Here is a 21683-nt window from a genome sequence, read left to right on the forward strand (position 1 = left end):
ACATCTTACAAATTGAGGTCTACGACCTTAGCGATTTAATCTTATCTATTTCTATAATTTTTTTTACATTATCTAATTAAATTGCTAAACTTGATCTATTAAGTAAGAAAAACACCTTAAACTTATGCGATTATTATCAATTCTAATATTGGTTGTGCTACTTAGCCCAACAGTACATGGTCAGACACTGCAACAAAAACTACGCACTACTTCACTAGACAGTCAGTTTGTCGTTCTAAATTTGCAATCTAGAAATCAAGATGCTGATTTTAAGATCATTCGAAAAAGTAATCTTGATATTATCCGTCAAAACGTAAAAGATTCTTTAAGCAAGTACAAAAAGCAAATCAATGAATTGAATGGTACGGCAAATAACTCAGCAGGAAGTATTAAATCACTTCAGGATTCCGTTCAAACCTTATCAACAAGTCTTGCCGCAGAGCAAGAAAAAACAGATAGTATTTCCTTCTTAGGTATTCCTTTTTCTAAAGGATCTTACCACAGCATGGTTTGGGCAATTATCCTCGTTTTAGGTGCTGCCTTCTTTGGCACTTTGGTTGCCTTCCGTAAAGCGAAAGTAGACACGGTAGAATCTAAAAATACCGTAGATGAATTGCAAGAAGAATTACAAACCCTGCGTAAGAAAGCTATGGAAAGAGAACAACAGTTGAAGCGACAGCTACTCGACGAACAATTAAAAAGAAACTCCTAAATAAAAAAGCTGCCCAATGGCAGCTTTTTACTATATATATCCGTTCTTAAACATCAAGTCTAATAGGTAATCCAATTCAAATTTTCAAAATCTCTACAGATTCTAAGACTTGTTGTTTGCTTTTAGACTATGCTCCAAATAACCTCCTTTAGGACTATCTACAATAATTTTTGCGGAGCTAGGGTTTCCTTTGACAATCCATTTTACTTTTACTGCTGTCGTACCTTCAATGGTTGGCACTTCAATCTGCTCGGGTTTGAATCGTTGCTCCCTAGTTTCATTGAAATCGGCATTCATGACGCGCATACCAGCGATGACCTGTGCCCCTTCTAAACGAATATGATTTGGCCGCTCGATCTTATGGCGTACATCATGATCTGAATGTGTAGGAATGATTCGGCTATTCCAAATGCTGGCAGTTACCTCATATAAATTCCCACCTAATGATTTCACCTCGGTATCCAAAACCTCCAACTTTGGCATATGGTAAGCATGGTAGATCGTGAATGCAGCATTTCTATGCGCATCTTCCATCAATAAAAAGCCTGGGTGATTCCTTGTATAGTTCTTTTTAGCACCACCGATTTCAATCTTCCCAAACTGCGGATGGTCGTATTCTTTCCAAGGCACATAAGCATCCCCGAACATCAGCAATTTATCAAACTCATAATATTCATCACTCTGCCTTAATCCTTCTTCGCCTTTATTGTTGAACAATTTATAGTTCGTCATCAATTCATTGGAGAAGGTAAAAATACCTCTTGTTAAAGCCAAGAAATCAATCTCGCCACCAAATACGGTATACAAGCCTGAGTTAATCACAATGTAATTATATCCCGGAAGCATCTTTGACCCTACATTTCCAATCGCATCATATACACCCACATCCTTACGGGAGTAGAAACGCTCATCATCCGCAGCTCCAGGACCTCTTAATATCATACCACCATAATTATGGTAGGATTGTGCACCTGCAATATTTGGATGATCATAAATGAATTTCTTGACCGCTTGAGTCTCCGGCAATGTTCCTGGATAGTACAATGCCCCTCCCTGAACATAATTTGGCTGCCAGTTCCATCCCCAATCACGGTTCGGGTCATAAGTACCGGTTATATCCTCATTAACTAAACCATCCCCATCGTTATCAATGCCCTCATAGCCTAACAACTCGTATTCTCCAACCTCACCTGCCTTGGCCATAATCATCCGATTCGGATTATCCGGATCAATTTTATAGCGCCCGGTCTTCGACTTGCGACGCATCATCACAATCTGTCCATCCTTATCTAAATCATCGTACAAATCCTCAGCAACCAATCCATCCCCATCATTGTCAAACGGTCGACGACCAGTTCTTGATGAGTGCATGGTATTCGGCTCGTAGATGAAATACTCACGTGAGTCAGGATTAATAGTCGGTGCAATATAGAACACCTTATCCTTCAACAATTCTTTAATAAAGGGTACTGCATGATAGTTCTCCGCCAAATACCAAGCGGTGTACATAGAAATCTCAGACCCTTGCAGCTCATTGGCATGTATATTACCATCGATCCACATCGCTGGTTTCCGTTTTGCATCGCCTTCTTTAAAATCGGTCACAGTCAATACGAAAATATCTCTACCCTCATAGCTTTTCCCAATGGATTCATATTTCACCAGGTTGGGGTAAGCCTTTTGCAAGTCCTTGTAGAACTGCTCCATCTGTTTCAAATCGTGATACCTGGACCAGTTCATTTGAACTTTCGGATTGGAAGGGGATCCTACTGCCCGTAATCCAGCAATTTCTTTTGGGGCATCATCATTTTTCTGCTGTGCCATCGCAGTCCCTACACTAAAAGCTAAAGCTAGGGTAAGTATCTTATGTGAAAATCTCATAATTAGCGTCTACTTATAGGTTAATGGAAATGGTTTTCTCGCCTGCTGTTGGACATCCAACAGTCAGTTGCGCTTTCCCTTTTCCCTGAATCAACCATGAAAAGGTATTCGACTCACCCGCCTTTAAGGTAGGGTACAACTGCAAACGTTTACCGCTCAAAAATTTCTGCGATTTGTCCAAATCTAAAATGGACTTCATCTTCGAAACATGTTTGATTTTATCGGCAAACTCCGGATAGGTTGGCATCATACCGGTATTGAACAAACGAATTTCAACACGATAGATATTATCACCTACATGTGTAATCTTAGGTTCTGAGAATTCCAATACAGCCATAGCCTTGGCTAGTTTTACGATAAAGTCTGTATGCATTTTAGCCGATTGATCCAAATGCTGTACAGGAGGATTGTATCTGAAACGCTCCACTAGTCCACCAACTTCCACCTCTTGTCCTGGAAAGTCAGGGTGATTTATCTTTGCCCAAGGTAATACGGCCCCTTTTATCTGTTGTTGATTGATCCAATTTACAAAACGATCATCATCCTTATTATCTTTATTGGAAGCTGCTCTATTGTTGTTTTTACTCGTATCAGATGTCGCAGGAACCCACCATCCCGGACTTACAAAGCTAAATTTACCGGTATGGTAGTATACCGTAGAGGAGAAGTTACCCTTTCCAGCAGGCATTTTTGGTGCATCACCCAAGGCCTTTGTGCTTTGATTATAAAGTTGGCTCACCATTGACGATATCTTTGCATCTTCGTTTGTCCAAGATTTACTGATTCTTTCCATCGCCTTACGTTGATCGTATTGCTCAGGAACTGACAAATTGTTCTGCAATCCGAAATGCAAGACCGATGCTATCTGCGGATTGTCAAATATAAGATCGATAATGGCTCTGGTCTCTGATTCCGATGCTGCATAATCGCCTGTCTCTGGTTCAAAAAACGGATAATCATATGCAAAGTTACGGTCCAAATTCACCCCTCCTATTCCATCTTCACCATACTGACCATCTAAATCCGTATCTACCCCTTCCTTAAAGATTTCATAAGTACCTGATTCCGATTTCGTGCGATCAGCCAAAACCATGAAATCCATTAAATTCGGATGATTCTTGAAGGGACCAGTCGGAACCTTTACACGCATTTGTGAGATGATACCATCCCCGTTTAAATCTTTATTGGGATTTTCATCCACACGGCCATCACGATCATTATCTACCTGACGAGCATTGCCCGAAGCCCAATCTAATCCTTTGATGTTTCGTTTATAGGCATCAACATTTAAAACAGGAACGATCCAAATGGCCTTTTTTGCCAAAAGTTCATCCAACTCATTCCCCGAAAGAGCCAATAGATTTTGTACAACCGAAAGTGCTTGAATAGTACCCGAGACATGCTTTCCATCTACGCCGGCAACAATCAATAAGGTGGGCTTAGCCGTTTTTCCTTGTTGGATTTTAATTAATGGAATATCCTCACCGCCAAAACTCTTCCCTATGGACTGCTGTTGAACCAGCGCATGGGAGCTTATTTTTCCGATTTGGCTTTTCAGCGCATCGTAGGTTGGGTAATCCCACTGCGCATGGACTGTAAAAGGAATGCACGCAAGGCAAATCCTCAAGAACCAATATTTCATAAAAATAGGTGTTAGTTAGATTATAAACATAAGGATTAAATGAGTAATAAGTAACATATTCAGCAGGTAATTTATTTGTTATAATTCTCATTAATTTCCAATCCGGAGCTGCTAACAGAAATCAGATGATTTCAATCATAGTTTTAAAGCTGAAAGCACTCTCCTTTCCTATAAAAGTAGTATATGAAATACAGCCTTCGTATTTCATTAAGGTTAAGCTAAGTATTGGGTCTAGATAAGTTCGATACCCTTAGGGAATTTTCTCGGATCTGATATGGATCTTGTTCGGATCTCGTTCGGTCGGAACCGAACGAGATCCGAAGGAGTTCCGAACAAGTTCCGAAGGAGATCCGAAGGAGATCCGAAGGAGTACCAAAGAAAACAGCTTTGAATAGACGTCAGACGACAGACTACAGACATCAGAAAGTGGAATTGAAAAAGGGAAAAAGAAGAAAGGGAAAAGTGGAAAATATAGAGAGAAAAGTAAAAATGGAAAAGGTCAAATGGGAAAGGAAATTTGCCATTTACAACTCAGAGCGAAGCGAAGAGTCTCTCCTACCCCACATAAGGCCTCGTCATCCTCCATCGACGATGGAGGAACTTCAAACTATGCAAGAAGGTCATCAAAGTTTTAAAGTTTGTTGCCTTATTTTATGACGTTTTTGATTGTGTTTATTGGATGTAATTGGATGCGGGCGATGCATGCCTCGCCTACAAACAATCGTGATTTTAAAATTTATTATCACCATACCCTAGGAGGCAGGCCATAAAGGAAGGGTTGAGCAAAAGATTATTACGATGTATAGGTCTAGTTTTTGGACAATAATTTTCCAAAACGATTTTCCACACATCGCAATAAGCTTTGACTTATTAATACTATAAGTAAGAATATTTATTGGGGTTAATCTTTTAATCTTCTATAAATATCCGTACACTGTTCGTCACAATGTACATTACTCAAGTATAAATGATTATTATCCTCAAATCCAGCATAATATTCTGCTGTTGAAACAGGACAATCAAAATTTATGGTCATGTTGGGCTCGTGATTTTTACCTTCTTCATCCCAAGTAAAATTATATTTACCCTTACACTCAAAATTGGGATTAGTTGTGTTGCCTATAGAATCAAAAGTTATAATAAAATTTTCACTTCTTCTATCAACAACATTAACGTCACCGTTTCCAATTCCGTTTTCTGACCGAACCAGCTTCCATTTACCAACAATCCCCTTTTGACTATTGCCTGTCGCAAATTCATCCATATGATTCTTACCACATGACATGAAGAGTAAAATTATGGTATATAAAAAAAATCTTTTCATTTTACTTTTTTAATAAATTCACTACCATATACAAGAGTGTGTTTTGAAAGATTTCTACTATTTAACTTACTAAAATTATCGATTTGGTCTTCGATTAAAGGTTGTCTACTTCATCCTAAAAATAAATACAGGTATGCAACAACAGAGAAAATAAAATACTTCTTGTTTATAATATGAAGGTTTTTTTAAATAGTTAGCTGAATTAAATATACGATAATATTTTTATGAGTTTGCAAAAATGAAAAGATAGTCCGTAAATGAAGGGTTAGGGAAATAGTTTAATACTTTATAATAATTAAAGCACTAGAAAAGGAATTCATGAGGTACTCTCACATCTCATTTCCAATAGCGCAGCGGTCTCACTACTTTTACACCTTAAGCATTTTTCTCCTCTCTTCTTTCTTTTGCGGAATGATCTTCAGCTATTCCGGCCTTCCAATAGGAAAAGGCATAAAATTCTTCCTTTGTCCATTGCAATTCATCTTTAAAATAGCTTCGCAGTTCCTTTACGGTGCTGTATTCGCAAGCGATGTGTGCAAATCTTGACTTATTGGAAGGTATTGGGATTTGTTTTGTGATGGAAGCCAATTGGCTTCCCATTTCAGGCATGGAGTTTATGACCCAATGAACCTCAAAACCAGGATGTGTTACTTCTGGGTGAATATCGGCTTCACTAGGCACTTCCACTACCATATATCCTTTTGCCTCAAGTGGCAAACTCTCAAGGATACAGCATAGCACTGGAATAGCCGTCGCATCCGCAATTAAAAAATACCAGTCGGCTTCCGTGTATAGTTTAGTGGGACGGATTTTCATAGCCACGCCCAGTTGATCCTGTAACTCGGCATTTCTTGCCCAAGCTGAGGCAGGTCCGTTGTCGCCATGATTGACAAAGTCGATGCTGATTTCTTTACTTTGTGGATCAATGCCGCGGTGAGTATAGGTACGCACTAATGGTTTGACTGACTCATCTGGCATAACCCACTCTCCCTTTTCGCTATCGAAACTTGCAAATTGCACCTCAGTTTGCCCTGCCGGAGGAATAAAAATTTTATTGTTAGCACCTGGAGTACATTGATCGAAAGCAATATCATCCTCCGATTTCAGCTTTATGCGAATATAATGAGGCGTGATATAGGTCTTCTCCGTTACTTTAAATATATGTTTTGCTATAATAGGGTTTTCCATGAAACTAAGGGATTAATTTTAAAATATCGTCTAACATCAGATTTACAGAGGTCAATCCACCACCTGAAATGAACCAAACTTCGGGGTCCAGGTAAAAGATCTTTTTGTTTTTAAAAGCATTGGTTTCTTGAATCAAACGATTCTCCACATCTTGCTTATTGGCCTTTTTTCCTACCACCGCAGCATTACGATCCACGATGAATAAGTAATCCGGATTTCGCTCTGCTACTAGCTCATTTGACACACGTTGTCCATGTACTGATTCATCATCCAGATCCATTAGTGGTTTTATTTGCAAAACATCATGGATAAAACCAAAACGAGAGCCTTTACCAAAAGCCGAGAATTTCCCATTGTTATAAATAAGAAACAAGCCCTTGTTTGGATCTTGAGAATAACGGTCTTGTGCCGTTTTCACTTTCTGTTCGATGGTTTTTAATTTCTCTAAAGCAAGATCTTCTTTCTGAAAAATACGACCGATCAGTTTCACATTATTCTCAAAGGATTCGAAGTAATTTTTATTATCCGTTCCAACAAAAACAGTTGGTGCAATATCCTTGAGTTCATCATAGAACCGTTCTTGTCTGGTGGAGATTAAGATCAAGTTTGGATTTAATGCCGCGATTGCTTCAAAATCTGGCTCAACCACAGAGCCTACATCGGTAATGTCTGGATTATCCTTTAACGTGGATAGATAAGCAGGAATAAATTTACGCGGAGTTCCGACAGCTTTAACACCAAGTTCATGCATGGTTTCTAAAGCTCCAATGTCCATAGCTACCACACGATCGGGATTTAACTGCAGGGTTGTTTGTCCTAATTTATGATTTACCTGTATGGTATCTTGGCTACCTTCTATGCGGTTGGATTTATTTCCAGATTGACAAGCGTTCAGTAAGAACAGGAAACTTAACAACATTCCGGTATAGCGAGTTAATAATTTCGATTTCGTATTCATCATTTTATAAATTAAAATAGTTGCATATTTTTCTATTGTTTCTTTCGAGGATATCAAACTCGATATCGAAGATATCTTTCAACACCTCAGGTGAAATAACCTTATCAACATAATCATTATAACATATTTCACCATTTTTCAGGGCAATAATATGATCGGAATATTGGGCGGCAAAATTGATTTCATGTATAACCAGGATAACCGTCTTTCCAAGCTCATCCACCAAGCGACGCAAGGTCTTCATCACCTGCACGGAGTGTTTCATATCCAAATTGTTCAATGGCTCATCCAATAAAATGTAATCGGTATCCTGCGCAATAATCATAGCGATAAATGCTCTTTGTCTTTGTCCACCACTCAGTTCATCTAAGTAGGCATCTTGTAAATCGCCCAAGTCTGAGAATGCCAATGCAGCATTGATTTTTTTCCAATCATCTTCCTTTAATTTACCTTGACTGTATGGGAAGCGACCAAAGGACACCAAATCCTTTACGGTAAGTTTAATATCTAAATGATTCGATTGCTTAAGAATGGATAGTTTCTTTGCTAAATCAGCGGATTTATAGCTTAGAAGATCTCTTTCAATAAAGGATACCTGTCCCCCATCTTGTTTTATCAGTCGGCTCAATATGGCAAGGAGTGTGCTCTTCCCAGCACCATTTGGCCCTATAAGGGAAGTAATTTGCTGATTGGGAATGCTGCCACTTAAATCTTTCAGCACTTCTTTCTTTCCATAATGCTTGGAAATTGCCGTAAAACTTAACTGATTTTTTTCCTTGTTATCCATAATAAATACATAAAATAAGCTCCACCAATAAAATTAATTACGATACTCACGGTAGTGGAAAATTGGAGCACATGTTCCACTAAAAACTGTCCTAACAGCAAGCAACTACAGGAAATAAGAGCACAAATCCACAGCATTTGACGATGCTTTCGCGTTTTAAAGAGTTCATATGTCAGGTTACTAACCAGAATACCTAAAAAGGTAATCGGTCCAACCAATGCCGTGGATACGGATACTAACAAGGAGATGATCAGCATAAACCGTTTAATCATATGGTCATAGTTCACACCTAGATTGATCGCATGCTCCTTACCTAAGGCAGTAACGTCCAAATACCGAAAATAAAAACTGCTGTAAACAATAGTTCCAATGAGGGTTATCGCTGCTATACCCAATAAACTGGTATTCATTTTTGAGAATGAAACAAACATAAAGTTCTGAATAATGGAGAACTCATTCGGGTCAATCATGACATGCAGAAATTGACTCATGGTTTGGAATAAAGTCCCCATTACCATTCCCAGCAACAGTAATTGATACATTCCCTTTTTGTTTTTCCCGAACATGATCATGTACATCAGTACCGAGAAAAGCAACATCAGGATAATGGCGTAAAAGAAGTTTTCCTCTTGACTAATAACCTTAAATGCTTTATCGCCATAATAGAATACAATGACAGTTTGAAAGAGGATAAAAATAGATTCATAGCCCATGATGGAAGGGGTTAGAATCCTATTATTACTGATGGTTTGGAAAATCAATGAGGAGAAGGCCACACTAATTCCTACGACCAGCATCGTTCCTACGCGTATGGCACGTCGGCTTAAGACATACTCATTGTTCCAGCCGACTTGGTAGCTCATAAATAATACAATTAAGCCCAACAGCAAGAGAATCAGTGCAGAAAGTTTTAACGATGCCTTCATGAATCCCTCCTTACAATCAGTACTAGGAATAGAATCCCTCCAATAATACCAACGATCATCCCAATAGGAATTTCAAAAGGAAACACGAGCAGTCTTCCTATAATATCACAAATCAGAAGAAAAATAGCTCCTGCAAAGGCTGTAATAGGAAGAGTTCTTTTGAGATTATCCCCAAAATATATACTTATAAAATTGGGAATAATCAGTCCAATAAAGGGAATGGCTCCGACTGTTACCATAGAAGCACTAACCACCAAGGACACGGTAAATAAACCTATATAAAGCACTTGTTGATAAGACAGTCCTAAGTTTTTAGCAAAGGACTCCCCCATTCCGACAATGGTAATCTTTTCGGCATAAAAATAAATAAGTATTACTGCAGGCAAAATCAGGTATATGGCTTCATACTGCCCTGCAAGAACTGCAGAGAAGTCACCTAACAACCATTCTTGTGTGTTTTGAACAATGCCATGTTTATAGGCAAAAAATGTGGCTGCAGCACTCAGTATACTTCCGAACATCAAACCTATTAAGGGTATAAATACGGTAGATCTAAGTTTTACTTTTGAAATGAATAGGATAAAGAGTAAAGAAATCCCAAAACAAAAAATCATCGAAAACAGCATTCTAAGGAACAAAGACGCCGTAGGAAAAAATATCAATGCAACCAATACACCCATTTTTGCGGCCTCAAGAGAGCCAGAGGTGGTTGGAGATACAAACCGGTTTTGCGAAAGCTGCTGTAGGATAAATCCAGCTATACTCATCCCTGCCCCGACCAAGACCAAGGCCAATGTTCTAGGTACTCGACTGATTAAAAGAAATAAAAGTTGATCCGCATCAGATAATACTTCTGAAATGCGAATATCCTTGACACCTGTAATCAAGGACAACCAGCATAATATCAACAGAGCAACAATGGCGATGGACCAAAGGAAAAAATGCTTGTTTGTTTGAATCAAATTGTGTGTTCTTATTTAAAAGCAATTCTTGGATCCTTTAGAACCCAAGAATTATTTCATACTTAAAAAATAAATCCTTGTTAATAAATTACCATTGACTTAGGTCATTATGGAATTTTCAAAACAGACTTAGTTAATCTTACTGATGGTATCTCCGTTTTTATCGACTACTACCGGTTGACCTTCAACGGGTCTACCACCTTTAGCTTTATTGATCACGTATGCCGTTCCTGTATTCGGATCGATTTTAACATGGTTAGGAAAGGAACCTGTAGGCAATTCTTGTAATACCTCATAGGATTGCGCATCGATTACACTTGTTGTTCCAGTCTGTCTATTGGCTGAATAAATGCGTTTTTTGATGGAGTCATAAGCAATTCCTATGGCACCATTGCCTGTAGGGATGCTTTTCAATAATGCTCCATCTTCCGATAATACCGTAACAGTACCAGACTTTTGATTGGCAACGATCAGGTTTTTTCCGTCAGTCGTGATATTAACTGGCGCTTCGCCTCCAGAAGGGAATTTCTTTTCTACTGCTTTTGTCTTGGTATTGACAACATAAATGGCATTTTCACCAATCACCGTTAAATAAATCTTATCTGTTCCCTTTAAGAAAGTCATGCCAGTGGCTGTCTTTCCTAGGTTATCTATTTGATGTGAAAACTTATTGGTTTTTCCATCAATTACCCAAATGTTACTTGGATCACCCACATCAGATACATAAATCAGGTTATTTACCTCATCGACTAAAACCTCTCTGGTATGCGATTCTTTTGCTCCATTACTGATGGTAGCAATCAATTTTCCAGTTTGCAAGTCTACTGCGCTTACCGAATTTGTCCTGGTATTGCTGGTATACGCAATATGTGTTTTATTGTTGATGCCAATTCCAAATGGTGGATTCTCTTTCAACAAGATGCTATCGACAATTGCTAGATCCTTTGGATTGATTTTGTACAATGCCCCTCCTGGATTGGTTCTAGAACCGGCAGAAGTCACATAGATATGTCCATCCTTAGCACTGATCACAGCTTCATATATTCCTGTACCTGCCGGAGCTGATTTTTCTAACTTTTGAGCTTGAGCTTGGAAAGTGAAAACGAATAATCCAGCTAGCGTAAATAACATTTTGCCATTTACGAACTTGTGTTGGTTGGTTTCAAGTGTATTCATATAAATTATATTATTGTTTAGAAAAATGTCGTTCTTGCCAATACCCATAAAACTCTTTAAAAGCATATTGCCAGTAATGCGCACTATGCTTACCAGATGGATGGGTATGGAATGTAATTTCCCCTGAGTAGATGCTTGTTATATGTTGTATGTAATCCTTTAAATCTTGAAACATCTGTAACGATGAAGTCACACGATTTTCCTTTTCTCCGATATAGAAATAGATTTCTTGATTTTTATAATCGTCTTTTCTCATAGAATACTGCAAATCTGTCAAGGCATAAAGCGGTTCATTATCCAACCAGATGGAAGGAGAAAAGGAACCAATGGTACCGAATGTTTCGGGATAAAGTAATCCAGCGTAAGTGGCCATTAATCCTCCAAGTGAACTACCTACCATGGCTGTTAATTGTGGGTCTTTACTCGTCCGATAATGCTTATCTACATATGGCTTCAAGGTATTGACGATATCTTCCAGGTAGGCCTGACCTCGAGGATCAATTATCTCTGCCGTGGGGTGAATCATGTATTCCTGTTCCCGGCGATCATAATCTTGTGCATGGTCAATAGCTACAACTATACTTGCTAGATCTGCTTTATCTATAGTTTCATCAACCCGCCATTCCACAGGACCTGCACGGCCGACTGAGGTCGCCTCATCAAACAAATGTTGCCCATCATGCATATACAGCACCGGATATTCTGCTTGTGATTCGGCGTATCCTTTAGGCAAATAAATCCATACACGACGGTAAACTGCTAATTCTGGAAAATAAAAGTGCTTGTCCAAAACCTGAACTTGTGGACTTGCCGTAGAAGCTAGAAAATCATCACGCCATGCATCGATCTCCAAATCTATGATCAAATCTTGAGTAACCTCAAATGAAGCTGCATCCAATAAACTTCCTTCTTTACTAGCACGCAAAGTGGAAAAGGAACCTCTGGATAGTTTTAAATCCAATTCGCCTTCAGGGATTCCAAATAAGGTATAACTAATCCATTCCCCTTGAGCCGGAATCTGACCAACATGCAAATGCTCCGGATCCCAATTATTAAAAGTACCCGCTAAGTAAAGTGGCTCGCCTATATAGCGATCGCTATTATTTAGAATATTTATTTGAATCTGATACAAGATATTAACCTTAGTGCAATAATTATTTCAACTTAAATGACCCCGCTAATTTAGAGAGATTCTAAACAAATTGCAATAATTATTTAGAATAATTATAAATAACTCTATATTTGCTAGCGAACATGTAGAGAAAAAGGATCGTAAATGACATTTCGTGGAGTAATTGTTTTCATATTTATTAGTAGTATTTTTTTGTCAACCGCAATAGCACAAGAAACTGGTCAAGTGACAATTAAAGTTTCTGATGCTAGTTCTCATGAGGCTGTTTCATCGGCTACGATTCGTTTAGAATCTTATAAATCCAGTAGCAATAGTCTAGGTTTGGCACAGTTCAGTCAAGTAAAGCCGGGCGCTAATATTTTGGAGGTACAGGCTATTGGTTTTCGCACATACCGGGATACCATCAATAAAAACGCGGGTGAAAATTTAAACCTAGAGATAAGTCTATTTCGGGAAGCTGAGTTGATAGAGGGTATTGAGGTTGTTGGGAGAGGACGCTTAGAAAAATCCAAGAAAGAGCCTATCCGTTCGATTATTATTGATACACGGGCGATATCTGCTCAAGCAAGTTCATTAACGGATATCATGAATCACAGTCCTGGTATTCGAGTACGGCAAAATGGCAGTTTAGGAAGCAAACCAGAATTGTCCATCAATGGATTTCAAGGAAAAGCGATTAAATATTTCAAGGATGGAATTCCCATCGATTATTTGGGTGAAGGATATAATATGAGTGTTATTCCTCTAGAATTATTGGATCATATTCAAATCTATAAGGGGATATTGCCTGTAAATTTGGGAGCAGATGCCTTAGGTGGTGCTGTCAATTTGGTCAGCAATCAATCATCTGAAAATCAATTAAGGGCTTATTATGAGATTGGGTCATTTCAGACTCATCGTGCAGGTGTCACCAGTCATTTTTTTTCAAAGGATAGACGTTTGGGTTATGGTCTAGATTTAAACTATAATTATTCATCAAATAACTATATAGCGATGCTGGAGGTTCCTAATCCAGAGACTATGAACTTGGAAAAGCAACGCTTGCCTTTATTTCATAATGCGTATCGAAATGCTTTTGCGGAGGCCTACTTTAGTATTCGGGAACGGACTTGGGCTGATGAATTAAAATTCTCCATATTGGGTTTTGACCTGGAGAAAGAGCAACAACACCCAGCCCTAATGACGGATGCCTATGGTGCTGTTTTAGGAAAACAACGTACTGTTGCCCCATCTATTCGTTATCAAAAAACTTTCTTTGACGGAAAATTAAAAATTGATCAATACGGATCATATAATGATCTGATTTCGCAACGAATTGACACCTTACATGGTCGATACGATTGGTATGGCAACTTTAGCCCCAGAACAGAACCTGGAGAAAGCCGATTGGCGTCCAACTCAGAGATTCATGAAAAGCAATGGTTAAGCAGAAGTAACTTATCTTATCAACTGAATCCATTCAGTAAATTAGAATTCAATTATGTGTTTTCCAATGTGTCCCGTTCAGGGAAAGATCCTTTAGGTCCAAAAGTCCAAGGTACTGGAGAAGATGTCCTTAGTCTTCCTGCTAAATATCAAAAACATGTCTTTAACCTGGGACTGGAAAACTATTTCTTTGGTGAGAAACTCCAAAATCAGGTCATCGCCAAACATTATCGATATATCGCTTCCGGAATTAACAATACTTGGTACTTTACAGAAATCACCTTGGATAATTTCAGGGAGGTCAGCGGCAATTATTGGGGAGTAACAGAAGCCATAAAATATCAGATCAATCCTTTGTCTTTAGTCCGGGGATCTATAGAATACAGCTATCGCCTTCCCGAGCGAGAGGAACTCTTTGGAAACAACGTATTCATTGTCCCTAATTTTGAGATTAATCCAGAACGTAGTTTCAATGCTAGTATAGGATATCAAAGTCGATTTTTCGATAAACTACAATTCGAGTTTAATGGATTTTACCGCCGTACGAAAGATTTAATTCTTTTGGTTCCGATTCAAGCACCAAATGCACAATATCAAAATCAAGATCAAGTAAAAGGATTCGGGTTTGATTTAGATTTAGCCTACCAGCTAAACAAGAACTATAGCATAAGTGGAAATGCCACTTGGCAGGACTTACGCCTATTTGGTATCAGCAAACCAGTAGATAGTTGGAAAAACGAAGCAAGACTTCGTAATACACCTTATTTCTTCGCTAACCTCGCAGCACAGGCAAAATATGACAACCTGTTTTCCCAACAAGATGAGCTTAAACTTTTCCTGCATTATAATTTTATGCGTGAGTTCTATTTGGAGACTATTTCTAAAGATTTAGAACCAGGAGGCTTTCTGGGACTTCAAGGAAGTGCCAATCTCAACTCCAACTTAATCATCCCCAATCAACAAGTATGGAATGTAGGAGCACTCTATAAATTCGCTCCTTCGAAATTGCAATTGGGAGCAGAGGTCAGAAACCTATTAAATCAGGAATTATATGACTATTACCGGGTTCAAAGACCTGGAAGAAGCTTTCATCTTAAATTAAGTTATCAATTTTAATATCAAAAAAATATAAAACGTTATACTATGAATATGTTCACAAAAACAAAAGCCAGTTTACTTTTAGCTTTGGCCATCAGTTTATTTGTTAGTTGCTCTGAAGACTCACCTACTCCACCTGTTGAAACAGGAAAAGATAAATATGTTTTAATTACAATGAGTGAGAACAAGCTGGATAAGCCAGGATTCGCTACTGCCTTTGATCAGTTGCCAAGTGGGAACATTGACAATAAGGGTAGCAATAGTTTTCAAGGGTTAGGCTTTGGGGGATGGAGACCGCAGGAAAACCGTTTATTTAAAATGTTCAGCTCACAGACCAACGCGTTAGGTATTGAGGAATTAACGGTTGACGCCCAAGGAAAAATCAGTTCGGCAAAATTTATTGCTGGTGATAATAAGACTAATGGTACAGGTAATTTTGTGATCGAGAATGCCTCTTCAGGTTATTATTGGGATGGTGCAAAACCATTGGCTATACAAACGTTCAATCCAGCGACGATGGCCAGAACAGGTGAGTTGGATTTAACAGCAGTTGTCAATGAGCGTGGAAAGGATGTTCCAGAGATCTTATTCCGTTCAATTGGACAAAAGTTCTTGGCCATTAAAGGTGGTAAACTATATGCCAATGTGACCTACGCAAAGACTAATGCTGCACAAAAGGGATTTTTTGATGATTATTTTCCAGATGTTTATATCGCTGTCATTGATTTGGCAAGCAAGAAATATGAGAAAACCATCAAAATTGAAGAAACTGGTTCTATCGCATACATTAATGATAATAACATGTATGATTTTGACACCAATGGAGACCTCTACATCGTGACCCAAGGACGTTCAGCGATTGGGGGAAAATCTAAGATTGTTCGGATTAAGGCAGCGGAAACAGACATCGATAAAACCTGGAGTCTGAATATGGATGATATTCAAGCAGGAGGTAAGTTTGTTTCGGTATTTGCCAAAGATGGTAAGATCATCACCGTGATTCCAAATACCGCTTTGACCATTGGACCAACAGGTAACATCAATTTTGAAGATATATGGGATTTTTACAGCATTAATATTTCGGATAAGGTAAAAACCAAGATTTCTGGTATTCCTTCAGTTACAAATCCTGGAGCGGCCTTTTGTGCGATAGAAATTGACGGAAAAATATTATTGCGTGTAAACACGAAAGATGGCAGTCAGAATGGTTATTATGAATTAACAGGAACAACAGCGAAATCCTTGTTTAATGTAACAGCAGGAGGCTCTGTATCTGGATTATATAAGGTTACTATAAAGAATTAATAGTAGGATAAATTATAATAGAAAGCACCGTTTATGAGGTTGTCAGAGCCTTATAAATGGGCTTATAAAAAAAATTATTATTTATTATGCATATCCCTTTTGGTTTTAAGGAGATAAAACTTATTTTTGCATTCCGAAATGCAGGATGTAAAACGAGCTGTATTTAAATTGATTAATAAATTTTAGTCCCTATAATATGCCCAATATTGGTAAAATAGCGCAGATTATCGGCCCAGTGGTCGACGTCAACTTTGCCGACAATGAAAATCTTCCGAAGATTTACGATGCATTGTACATTGAAAAAGAAAATGGACAACGTATTGTATTAGAGGTTCAACAGCACTTAGGTGAAGAACGTGTTCGTACGATTGCGATGGATGCTACCGAAGGATTAGTTCGTGGTATGCAGGTTGTAGACACCGGAGCACCTATCAAGATGCCTGTTGGTGAAGAGATCAAAGGTCGAGTATTTAACGTTGTTGGAGATCCAATTGACGGTATTCCAGCATTAAACAAAGAGAACGGCCGTGCTATTCACAACGTACCTCCTAAGTTTGAGGATTTATCGACAGAATCGGAAGTACTTTTCACAGGTATCAAGGTAATCGATTTATTAGAGCCTTACGCAAAAGGTGGTAAGATTGGATTATTCGGTGGTGCCGGTGTAGGTAAGACCGTATTAATTCAGGAGTTGATTAATAACATTGCAAAAGGTCACGGTGGTCTTTCGGTATTTGCCGGAGTAGGCGAGCGTACTCGTGAGGGTAATGACTTATTGCGTGAGATGTTGGAATCAGGCATTATTAAATATGGTGATCATTTCATGGAAGGCATGGAAAAAGGCGAATGGCCTTTGGATACTGTTGACTTGGAATTGATGAAAGATTCAAAATGTACTTTCGTATTCGGACAGATGAATGAGCCTCCTGGTGCTCGTGCTCGTGTAGCTTTATCTGGTCTTACTGTAGCGGAATACTTCCGTGACGGTGATGGCGAAGGACAAGGACGTGACGTATTATTCTTTATCGATAATATCTTCCGTTTCACCCAAGCAGGTTCTGAGGTATCGGCTTTATTAGGTCGTATGCCATCAGCAGTAGGTTACCAACCTACATTAGCAACTGAAATGGGTTTAATGCAAGAGCGTATTACTTCCACTAAAAACGGTTCCATCACTTCAGTACAAGCAGTATATGTACCTGCGGATGACTTAACTGACCCTGCGCCAGCTACAACATTCGCCCACTTAGATGCAACTACTGTATTGTCTCGTAAAATCTCTGAGTTAGGTATCTACCCTGCGGTGGATCCATTGGATTCTACTTCACGTATCCTTTCTCCAGCAGTTTTAGGTGATGAGCACTACAACACAGCACAACGCGTAAAAGAAATTCTTCAACGTTATAAAGAACTTCAAGATATCATCGCCATCTTAGGTATGGACGAGTTATCTGAAGAAGATAAATTAACAGTACACCGCGCACGTCGTGTACAACGTTTCTTGTCACAACCATTCCACGTAGCTGAGCAGTTTACAGGTTTGAAAGGTTGTTTAGTAGACATCCAAGACACCATCAAAGGATTCAACATGATCATTGACGGTGAAGTTGATGAATACCCAGAAGCATCTTTCAACTTAGTAGGTACTATTGAAGACGCTATCGAAAAAGGTAAGAAACTATTAGCAGAAGCAGTGTAAATTAGTAGATAGTATTTAGTAGTTAGTAATTAGACCTAACTACTAAATACCTGGTTTAGGGTCTAAATACTTTATACTAACTACTAAATACAAATAAAAAATGAAATTAACAGTAATTACTCCAGACAAATTAGCTTACGAAGGTGATGTAACAGCAGTTACAGTTCCGGGATCGGCGGGTTCCTTTCAGATTCTGAAGGACCACGCGGCTATTGTGTCTACGCTAGAAGATGGCAAAGTCATTATTAAGAATATTAATGATGAGCTAGTCATTATTATTAAAGGTGGTGTGGTCGAAGTAAAGGACAACAATATCATCATTTTAGCGGAAGGAATCGTAGAGAATTAGATAGCTAAAATAAAAGATAAATAGCCCTTAAAACTTCAAAGTTCTAAGGGCTATTTTTTTGCACTTTTATCACGATTTTTCTCATTTCAGGAAGAATTTTCAAGATTTTTGAAATTTCTTCAAAAACAGACCACTATACCAATTTTAATTTTAGTCTACTAACATCAAAACTAAAATTGATAATTTACTATTATAAACAAAATAAAATTTTACAATAATTAAATATTCAAAATAATAAACTTTATCAAAATACTTTGTTCGGCTATTGTAAAGAATTTTTATTCAAGCTAACTTAACGAAGTAATAAATTCCAATGGTTTTTATGGGATTTTGCTAAGGTGTAATTATCAAAACAAAAGGTAGGTTTTATGCAGTATTACAATCAAGACACGATGATCTATTTAAACGGTGAATTTGTGAAAGCAAATAACGCCGGTGCAGATCTATTCGGACAATCCTTACATTATGGATATGGTGCATTTGAAGGCCTACGCGCTTATAGTACCCACAACGGTACACGCATCTTTAAAGCGGAAGAACATTTTGATCGATTAAAGCTTTCTTGTAAGGCTATCGGTCTTCCCTATTCTTGGGACAACCGCGAGTTGATCGAGAAGACCTACGAGCTCTTGGAAGTAAATAACCTTCGTGCAGCATATATCAGACCCTTGGTATATTCTGGATCCAATATGCACTTGACCGCATCCAGCTCTGCCAACGTGATGATAGCAGCATGGGAATGGGGTCCTTATTTAGGACAGAATTTATTACGCGTAAATATCTCACGTATTGAACGCCCTAATCCGAAGTCCTTTCCTATTAACGCAAAAGTGTCTGGTCAATACATCAATTCGATTTTGGCATCAAGTGATGCTATCCAAAAAGGTTTTGATGAAGCCTTATTGGTGGATCAAGAAGGGTTTGTAGCACAGGCTTCCAGCGAAAACTTATTCATTGAAAAAGACTTTAAAATCTACACCCCACCATTGGGAAACATCTTCCCTGGAATCACAAGGGAAACCGTAATCGATATCTGTAAAAGTTTAAATTTCGATATCATCGAAAAGCGCTTAACCATAAAAGATATCTATGAAGCCGACAGTGCATTTTTAAGCGGTACTGCAGCAGGCATCATCGGAATTAAACAAGTAGACGATGTGCATTTCCAGGAAGACTGGGAAGACAGCATCGGATCATCTATCCAACGAAAATATAAAAACTTAGTATTAGAGCAAGAGAATTATGAAGTCATCATCTGATAACCAAAAGGGAATCAACAAGTACAGTCGCATCTTCACACAGGATGAGACACAGCCAGCAGCCAAAGCCATGCTTTATGGTATTGGTCTTACTGATGCCGATATGGAGAAAGCTCAGGTAGGAATTGCTAGCATGGGTTATGATGGAAACACCTGTAACATGCACCTGAATGATTTGGCAGCAGTCGTCAAAAAGGGTATTTGGAACTCGGATCTAGTCGGATTAACCTTCGGTACTATTGGGGTGAGTGATGGAATGAGCAACGGTACGGACGGTATGCGTTATTCTTTAGTTTCTCGTGATGTTATTGCTGACAGTATAGAAACAATTTGTGGTGGTCAATACTATGATGGTGTTGTTGCCATCCCAGGATGTGATAAGAACATGCCAGGTGCTATTATTGCCATGGGTCGTTTAAATAGACCTGCTATCATGGTATATGGTGGTACAATCGCGCCAGGACATTATAAAGGTGAAGAACTGAACATTGTATCAGCCTTTGAAGCCTTAGGTAAGAAAATCGCTGGTACTATTTCCGATGAGGATTATGATGGGGTTATCCGTCATACTTGTCCAGGAGCTGGTGCTTGTGGTGGAATGTATACAGCTAACACCATGGCTTCTGCAATTGAGGCAATGGGAATGAGCTTACCTTACTCCTCTTCTAATCCTGCTGTCTCGGAAGATAAACAAAAAGAATGTTTAGAGGTTGGAAAATACATCCGCATCCTATTAGAAAACGACATTAAACCTTCTGACATCATGACACGCAAGGCATTTGAGAATGCGATGCGTATTATCGTCATCCTAGGAGGTTCTACCAATGCGGTTTTACACTTTATCGCTATGGGCCATGCTGTCGGCGTGGATATTAGTCCGGATGACTTCCAACGTATGTCTGATGAGACGCCAGTACTTGCAGACTTCAAACCATCAGGTAAATTCTTGATGCAAGATTTACACCAATATGGTGGTATCCCAGCAGTAATGAAATACTTATTGGACGAAGGCCTATTGCATGGTGACTGTATAACGGTTACAGGGAAAACGGTAGCAGAGAATTTAGCTTCTGTAAAATCCATCATCGATTATAATCAACCTATCATCCATAAATTGAATGATCCAATCAAAGCCACAGGCCACTTACAGATCTTATACGGCAATTTAGCTGAAGAAGGTTCTGTTGCAAAGATTTCTGGTAAAGAAGGCGAGCGTTTTACAGGTCCTGCACGCGTATTTGACGGGGAGCATGATTTGGTAAAAGGATTGGAAACCGGAAGAATCAAATCGGGAGATGTTGTTGTGATCAAGAATGAAGGTCCAAAAGGAGCTCCAGGAATGCCTGAAATGTTAAAACCTACATCCTTAATCATAGGAGCTGGCTTAGGAAGCTCAGTGGCTTTAATTACCGATGGTCGTTTCTCTGGAGGTACGCATGGATTTGTAGTGGGACACATTACCCCAGAGTCCTATGAAGGCGGATTAATTGGCTTAGTTCAAGATAATGACATCATCGAAATCGATGCAGTTAACAACAGTATCAATCTGAAAGTCTCTGATGAAGAGATCGCTGCCCGCAGAGCAGCTTGGCAACAACCAGCTTTAAAAGTTAGCAAAGGGGTATTATACAAATACGCTAAATCCGTAGCTAACGCATCGAAAGGTTGTGTGACAGATCTTTAAGGAGTATATAGTAGTTAGTATTTAGTAGTTAGACCTACTGGCAGGCTATTAAATTTCTAAACTACTAAAGGAGATTGTAGTGAGTAATTAGAGTTATTGTTGAACTAATAAAATCACTAAATAATTACTCCCATTATCGAACTAAAGGTCTTAATACTAAATACTCAATACTAAAT

17 protein-coding genes are annotated in these 21683 nt (G+C 38.7%); 7 read left to right on the forward strand and 10 right to left on the reverse strand.

What is annotated here, in order from left to right:
• The first annotated feature begins 124 nt into the window (after nucleotides 1–124).
• A complete protein-coding gene (locus ABD676_RS11995; RefSeq protein WP_344674929.1) occupies nucleotides 125–712 on the forward strand; it encodes a hypothetical protein in 588 nt (195 codons plus the stop codon).
• Between the two features lie 102 nt (nucleotides 713–814).
• On the opposite strand, the gene ABD676_RS12000 is transcribed toward ABD676_RS11995, so the two are convergent.
• From ABD676_RS12000 to ABD676_RS12045, 10 genes are all read right to left on the reverse strand, one after another.
• The gene (locus ABD676_RS12000) at nucleotides 815–2593 is read right to left on the reverse strand and encodes a M14 family metallopeptidase (protein WP_344674930.1); all 1779 of its coding nucleotides are present in this window, start codon (nucleotides 2591–2593) and stop codon (nucleotides 815–817) included.
• 13 nt (nucleotides 2594–2606) lie between these two features.
• A complete protein-coding gene (locus ABD676_RS12005; protein WP_344674931.1) occupies nucleotides 2607–4235 on the reverse strand; it encodes a M14 family metallopeptidase in 1629 nt (542 codons plus the stop codon).
• A gap of 901 nt (nucleotides 4236–5136) precedes the next feature.
• Nucleotides 5137–5499, reverse strand: coding sequence for a hypothetical protein (locus ABD676_RS12010; RefSeq protein WP_344674932.1), 363 nt, complete (start codon nucleotides 5497–5499; stop codon nucleotides 5137–5139).
• Nucleotides 5500–5934: 435 nt separating this feature from the next.
• On the reverse strand, nucleotides 5935–6747 hold the full coding sequence (locus ABD676_RS12015; RefSeq protein ID WP_344674933.1) for a siderophore-interacting protein: 813 nt from the start codon (nucleotides 6745–6747) through the stop codon (nucleotides 5935–5937).
• Nucleotides 6748–6751: 4 nt separating this feature from the next.
• Complete coding sequence (locus ABD676_RS12020; RefSeq protein WP_344674934.1) at nucleotides 6752–7708, reverse strand: siderophore ABC transporter substrate-binding protein; 957 nt, start codon at nucleotides 7706–7708, stop codon at nucleotides 6752–6754.
• A 1-nt stretch (nucleotide 7709) separates the two neighbouring features.
• Nucleotides 7710–8492 carry an iron ABC transporter ATP-binding protein gene (locus ABD676_RS12025; RefSeq protein ID WP_344674935.1) on the reverse strand — a complete coding sequence of 261 codons (783 nt, stop codon included), beginning with the start codon at nucleotides 8490–8492 and terminating at the stop codon, nucleotides 7710–7712.
• A complete protein-coding gene (locus ABD676_RS12030; protein WP_344674936.1) occupies nucleotides 8465–9418 on the reverse strand; it encodes an iron chelate uptake ABC transporter family permease subunit in 954 nt (317 codons plus the stop codon). The genes ABD676_RS12025 and ABD676_RS12030 overlap by 28 nt, the downstream gene beginning before the upstream one ends.
• Nucleotides 9415–10380 carry an ABC transporter permease gene (locus ABD676_RS12035; RefSeq protein WP_344674937.1) on the reverse strand — a complete coding sequence of 322 codons (966 nt, stop codon included), beginning with the start codon at nucleotides 10378–10380 and terminating at the stop codon, nucleotides 9415–9417. Before ABD676_RS12035 ends, ABD676_RS12030 begins: the two co-directional genes overlap by 4 nt.
• A gap of 129 nt (nucleotides 10381–10509) precedes the next feature.
• On the reverse strand, nucleotides 10510–11556 hold the full coding sequence (locus ABD676_RS12040) for a YncE family protein (RefSeq protein WP_344674938.1): 1047 nt from the start codon (nucleotides 11554–11556) through the stop codon (nucleotides 10510–10512).
• A gap of 10 nt (nucleotides 11557–11566) precedes the next feature.
• On the reverse strand, nucleotides 11567–12688 hold the full coding sequence (locus ABD676_RS12045; protein ID WP_344674939.1) for an alpha/beta hydrolase: 1122 nt from the start codon (nucleotides 12686–12688) through the stop codon (nucleotides 11567–11569).
• 192 nt (nucleotides 12689–12880) lie between these two features.
• On the opposite strand from ABD676_RS12045, the gene ABD676_RS12050 reads away from it, so the two are divergent.
• The 6 genes from ABD676_RS12050 (at nucleotide 12881) to ilvD (ending at nucleotide 21507) form a co-directional block, all read left to right on the forward strand.
• On the forward strand, nucleotides 12881–15229 hold the full coding sequence (locus tag ABD676_RS12050; RefSeq protein WP_344674940.1) for a TonB-dependent receptor: 2349 nt from the start codon (nucleotides 12881–12883) through the stop codon (nucleotides 15227–15229).
• Nucleotides 15230–15256: 27 nt separating this feature from the next.
• Nucleotides 15257–16516: a hypothetical protein gene (locus tag ABD676_RS12055; protein ID WP_344674941.1), complete on the forward strand. Its 1260-nt coding sequence runs from the start codon at nucleotides 15257–15259 to the stop codon at nucleotides 16514–16516.
• 196 nt (nucleotides 16517–16712) lie between these two features.
• Nucleotides 16713–18215, forward strand: coding sequence for a F0F1 ATP synthase subunit beta (gene atpD / locus ABD676_RS12060; RefSeq protein ID WP_344674942.1), 1503 nt, complete (start codon nucleotides 16713–16715; stop codon nucleotides 18213–18215).
• A gap of 100 nt (nucleotides 18216–18315) precedes the next feature.
• Nucleotides 18316–18564: an ATP synthase F1 subunit epsilon gene (gene atpC, locus ABD676_RS12065; RefSeq protein WP_344674943.1), complete on the forward strand. Its 249-nt coding sequence runs from the start codon at nucleotides 18316–18318 to the stop codon at nucleotides 18562–18564.
• 368 nt (nucleotides 18565–18932) lie between these two features.
• Nucleotides 18933–19823 carry a branched-chain amino acid transaminase gene (locus tag ABD676_RS12070; protein ID WP_344674944.1) on the forward strand — a complete coding sequence of 297 codons (891 nt, stop codon included), beginning with the start codon at nucleotides 18933–18935 and terminating at the stop codon, nucleotides 19821–19823.
• Nucleotides 19807–21507: a dihydroxy-acid dehydratase gene (gene ilvD / locus ABD676_RS12075; RefSeq protein ID WP_344674945.1), complete on the forward strand. Its 1701-nt coding sequence runs from the start codon at nucleotides 19807–19809 to the stop codon at nucleotides 21505–21507. The genes ABD676_RS12070 and ilvD overlap by 17 nt, the downstream gene beginning before the upstream one ends.
• Nucleotides 21508–21683: the final 176 nt, after the last annotated feature.

The organism is Sphingobacterium kyonggiense (genome assembly GCF_039536825.1).
GTDB lineage: Bacteria > Bacteroidota > Bacteroidia > Sphingobacteriales > Sphingobacteriaceae > Sphingobacterium > Sphingobacterium kyonggiense.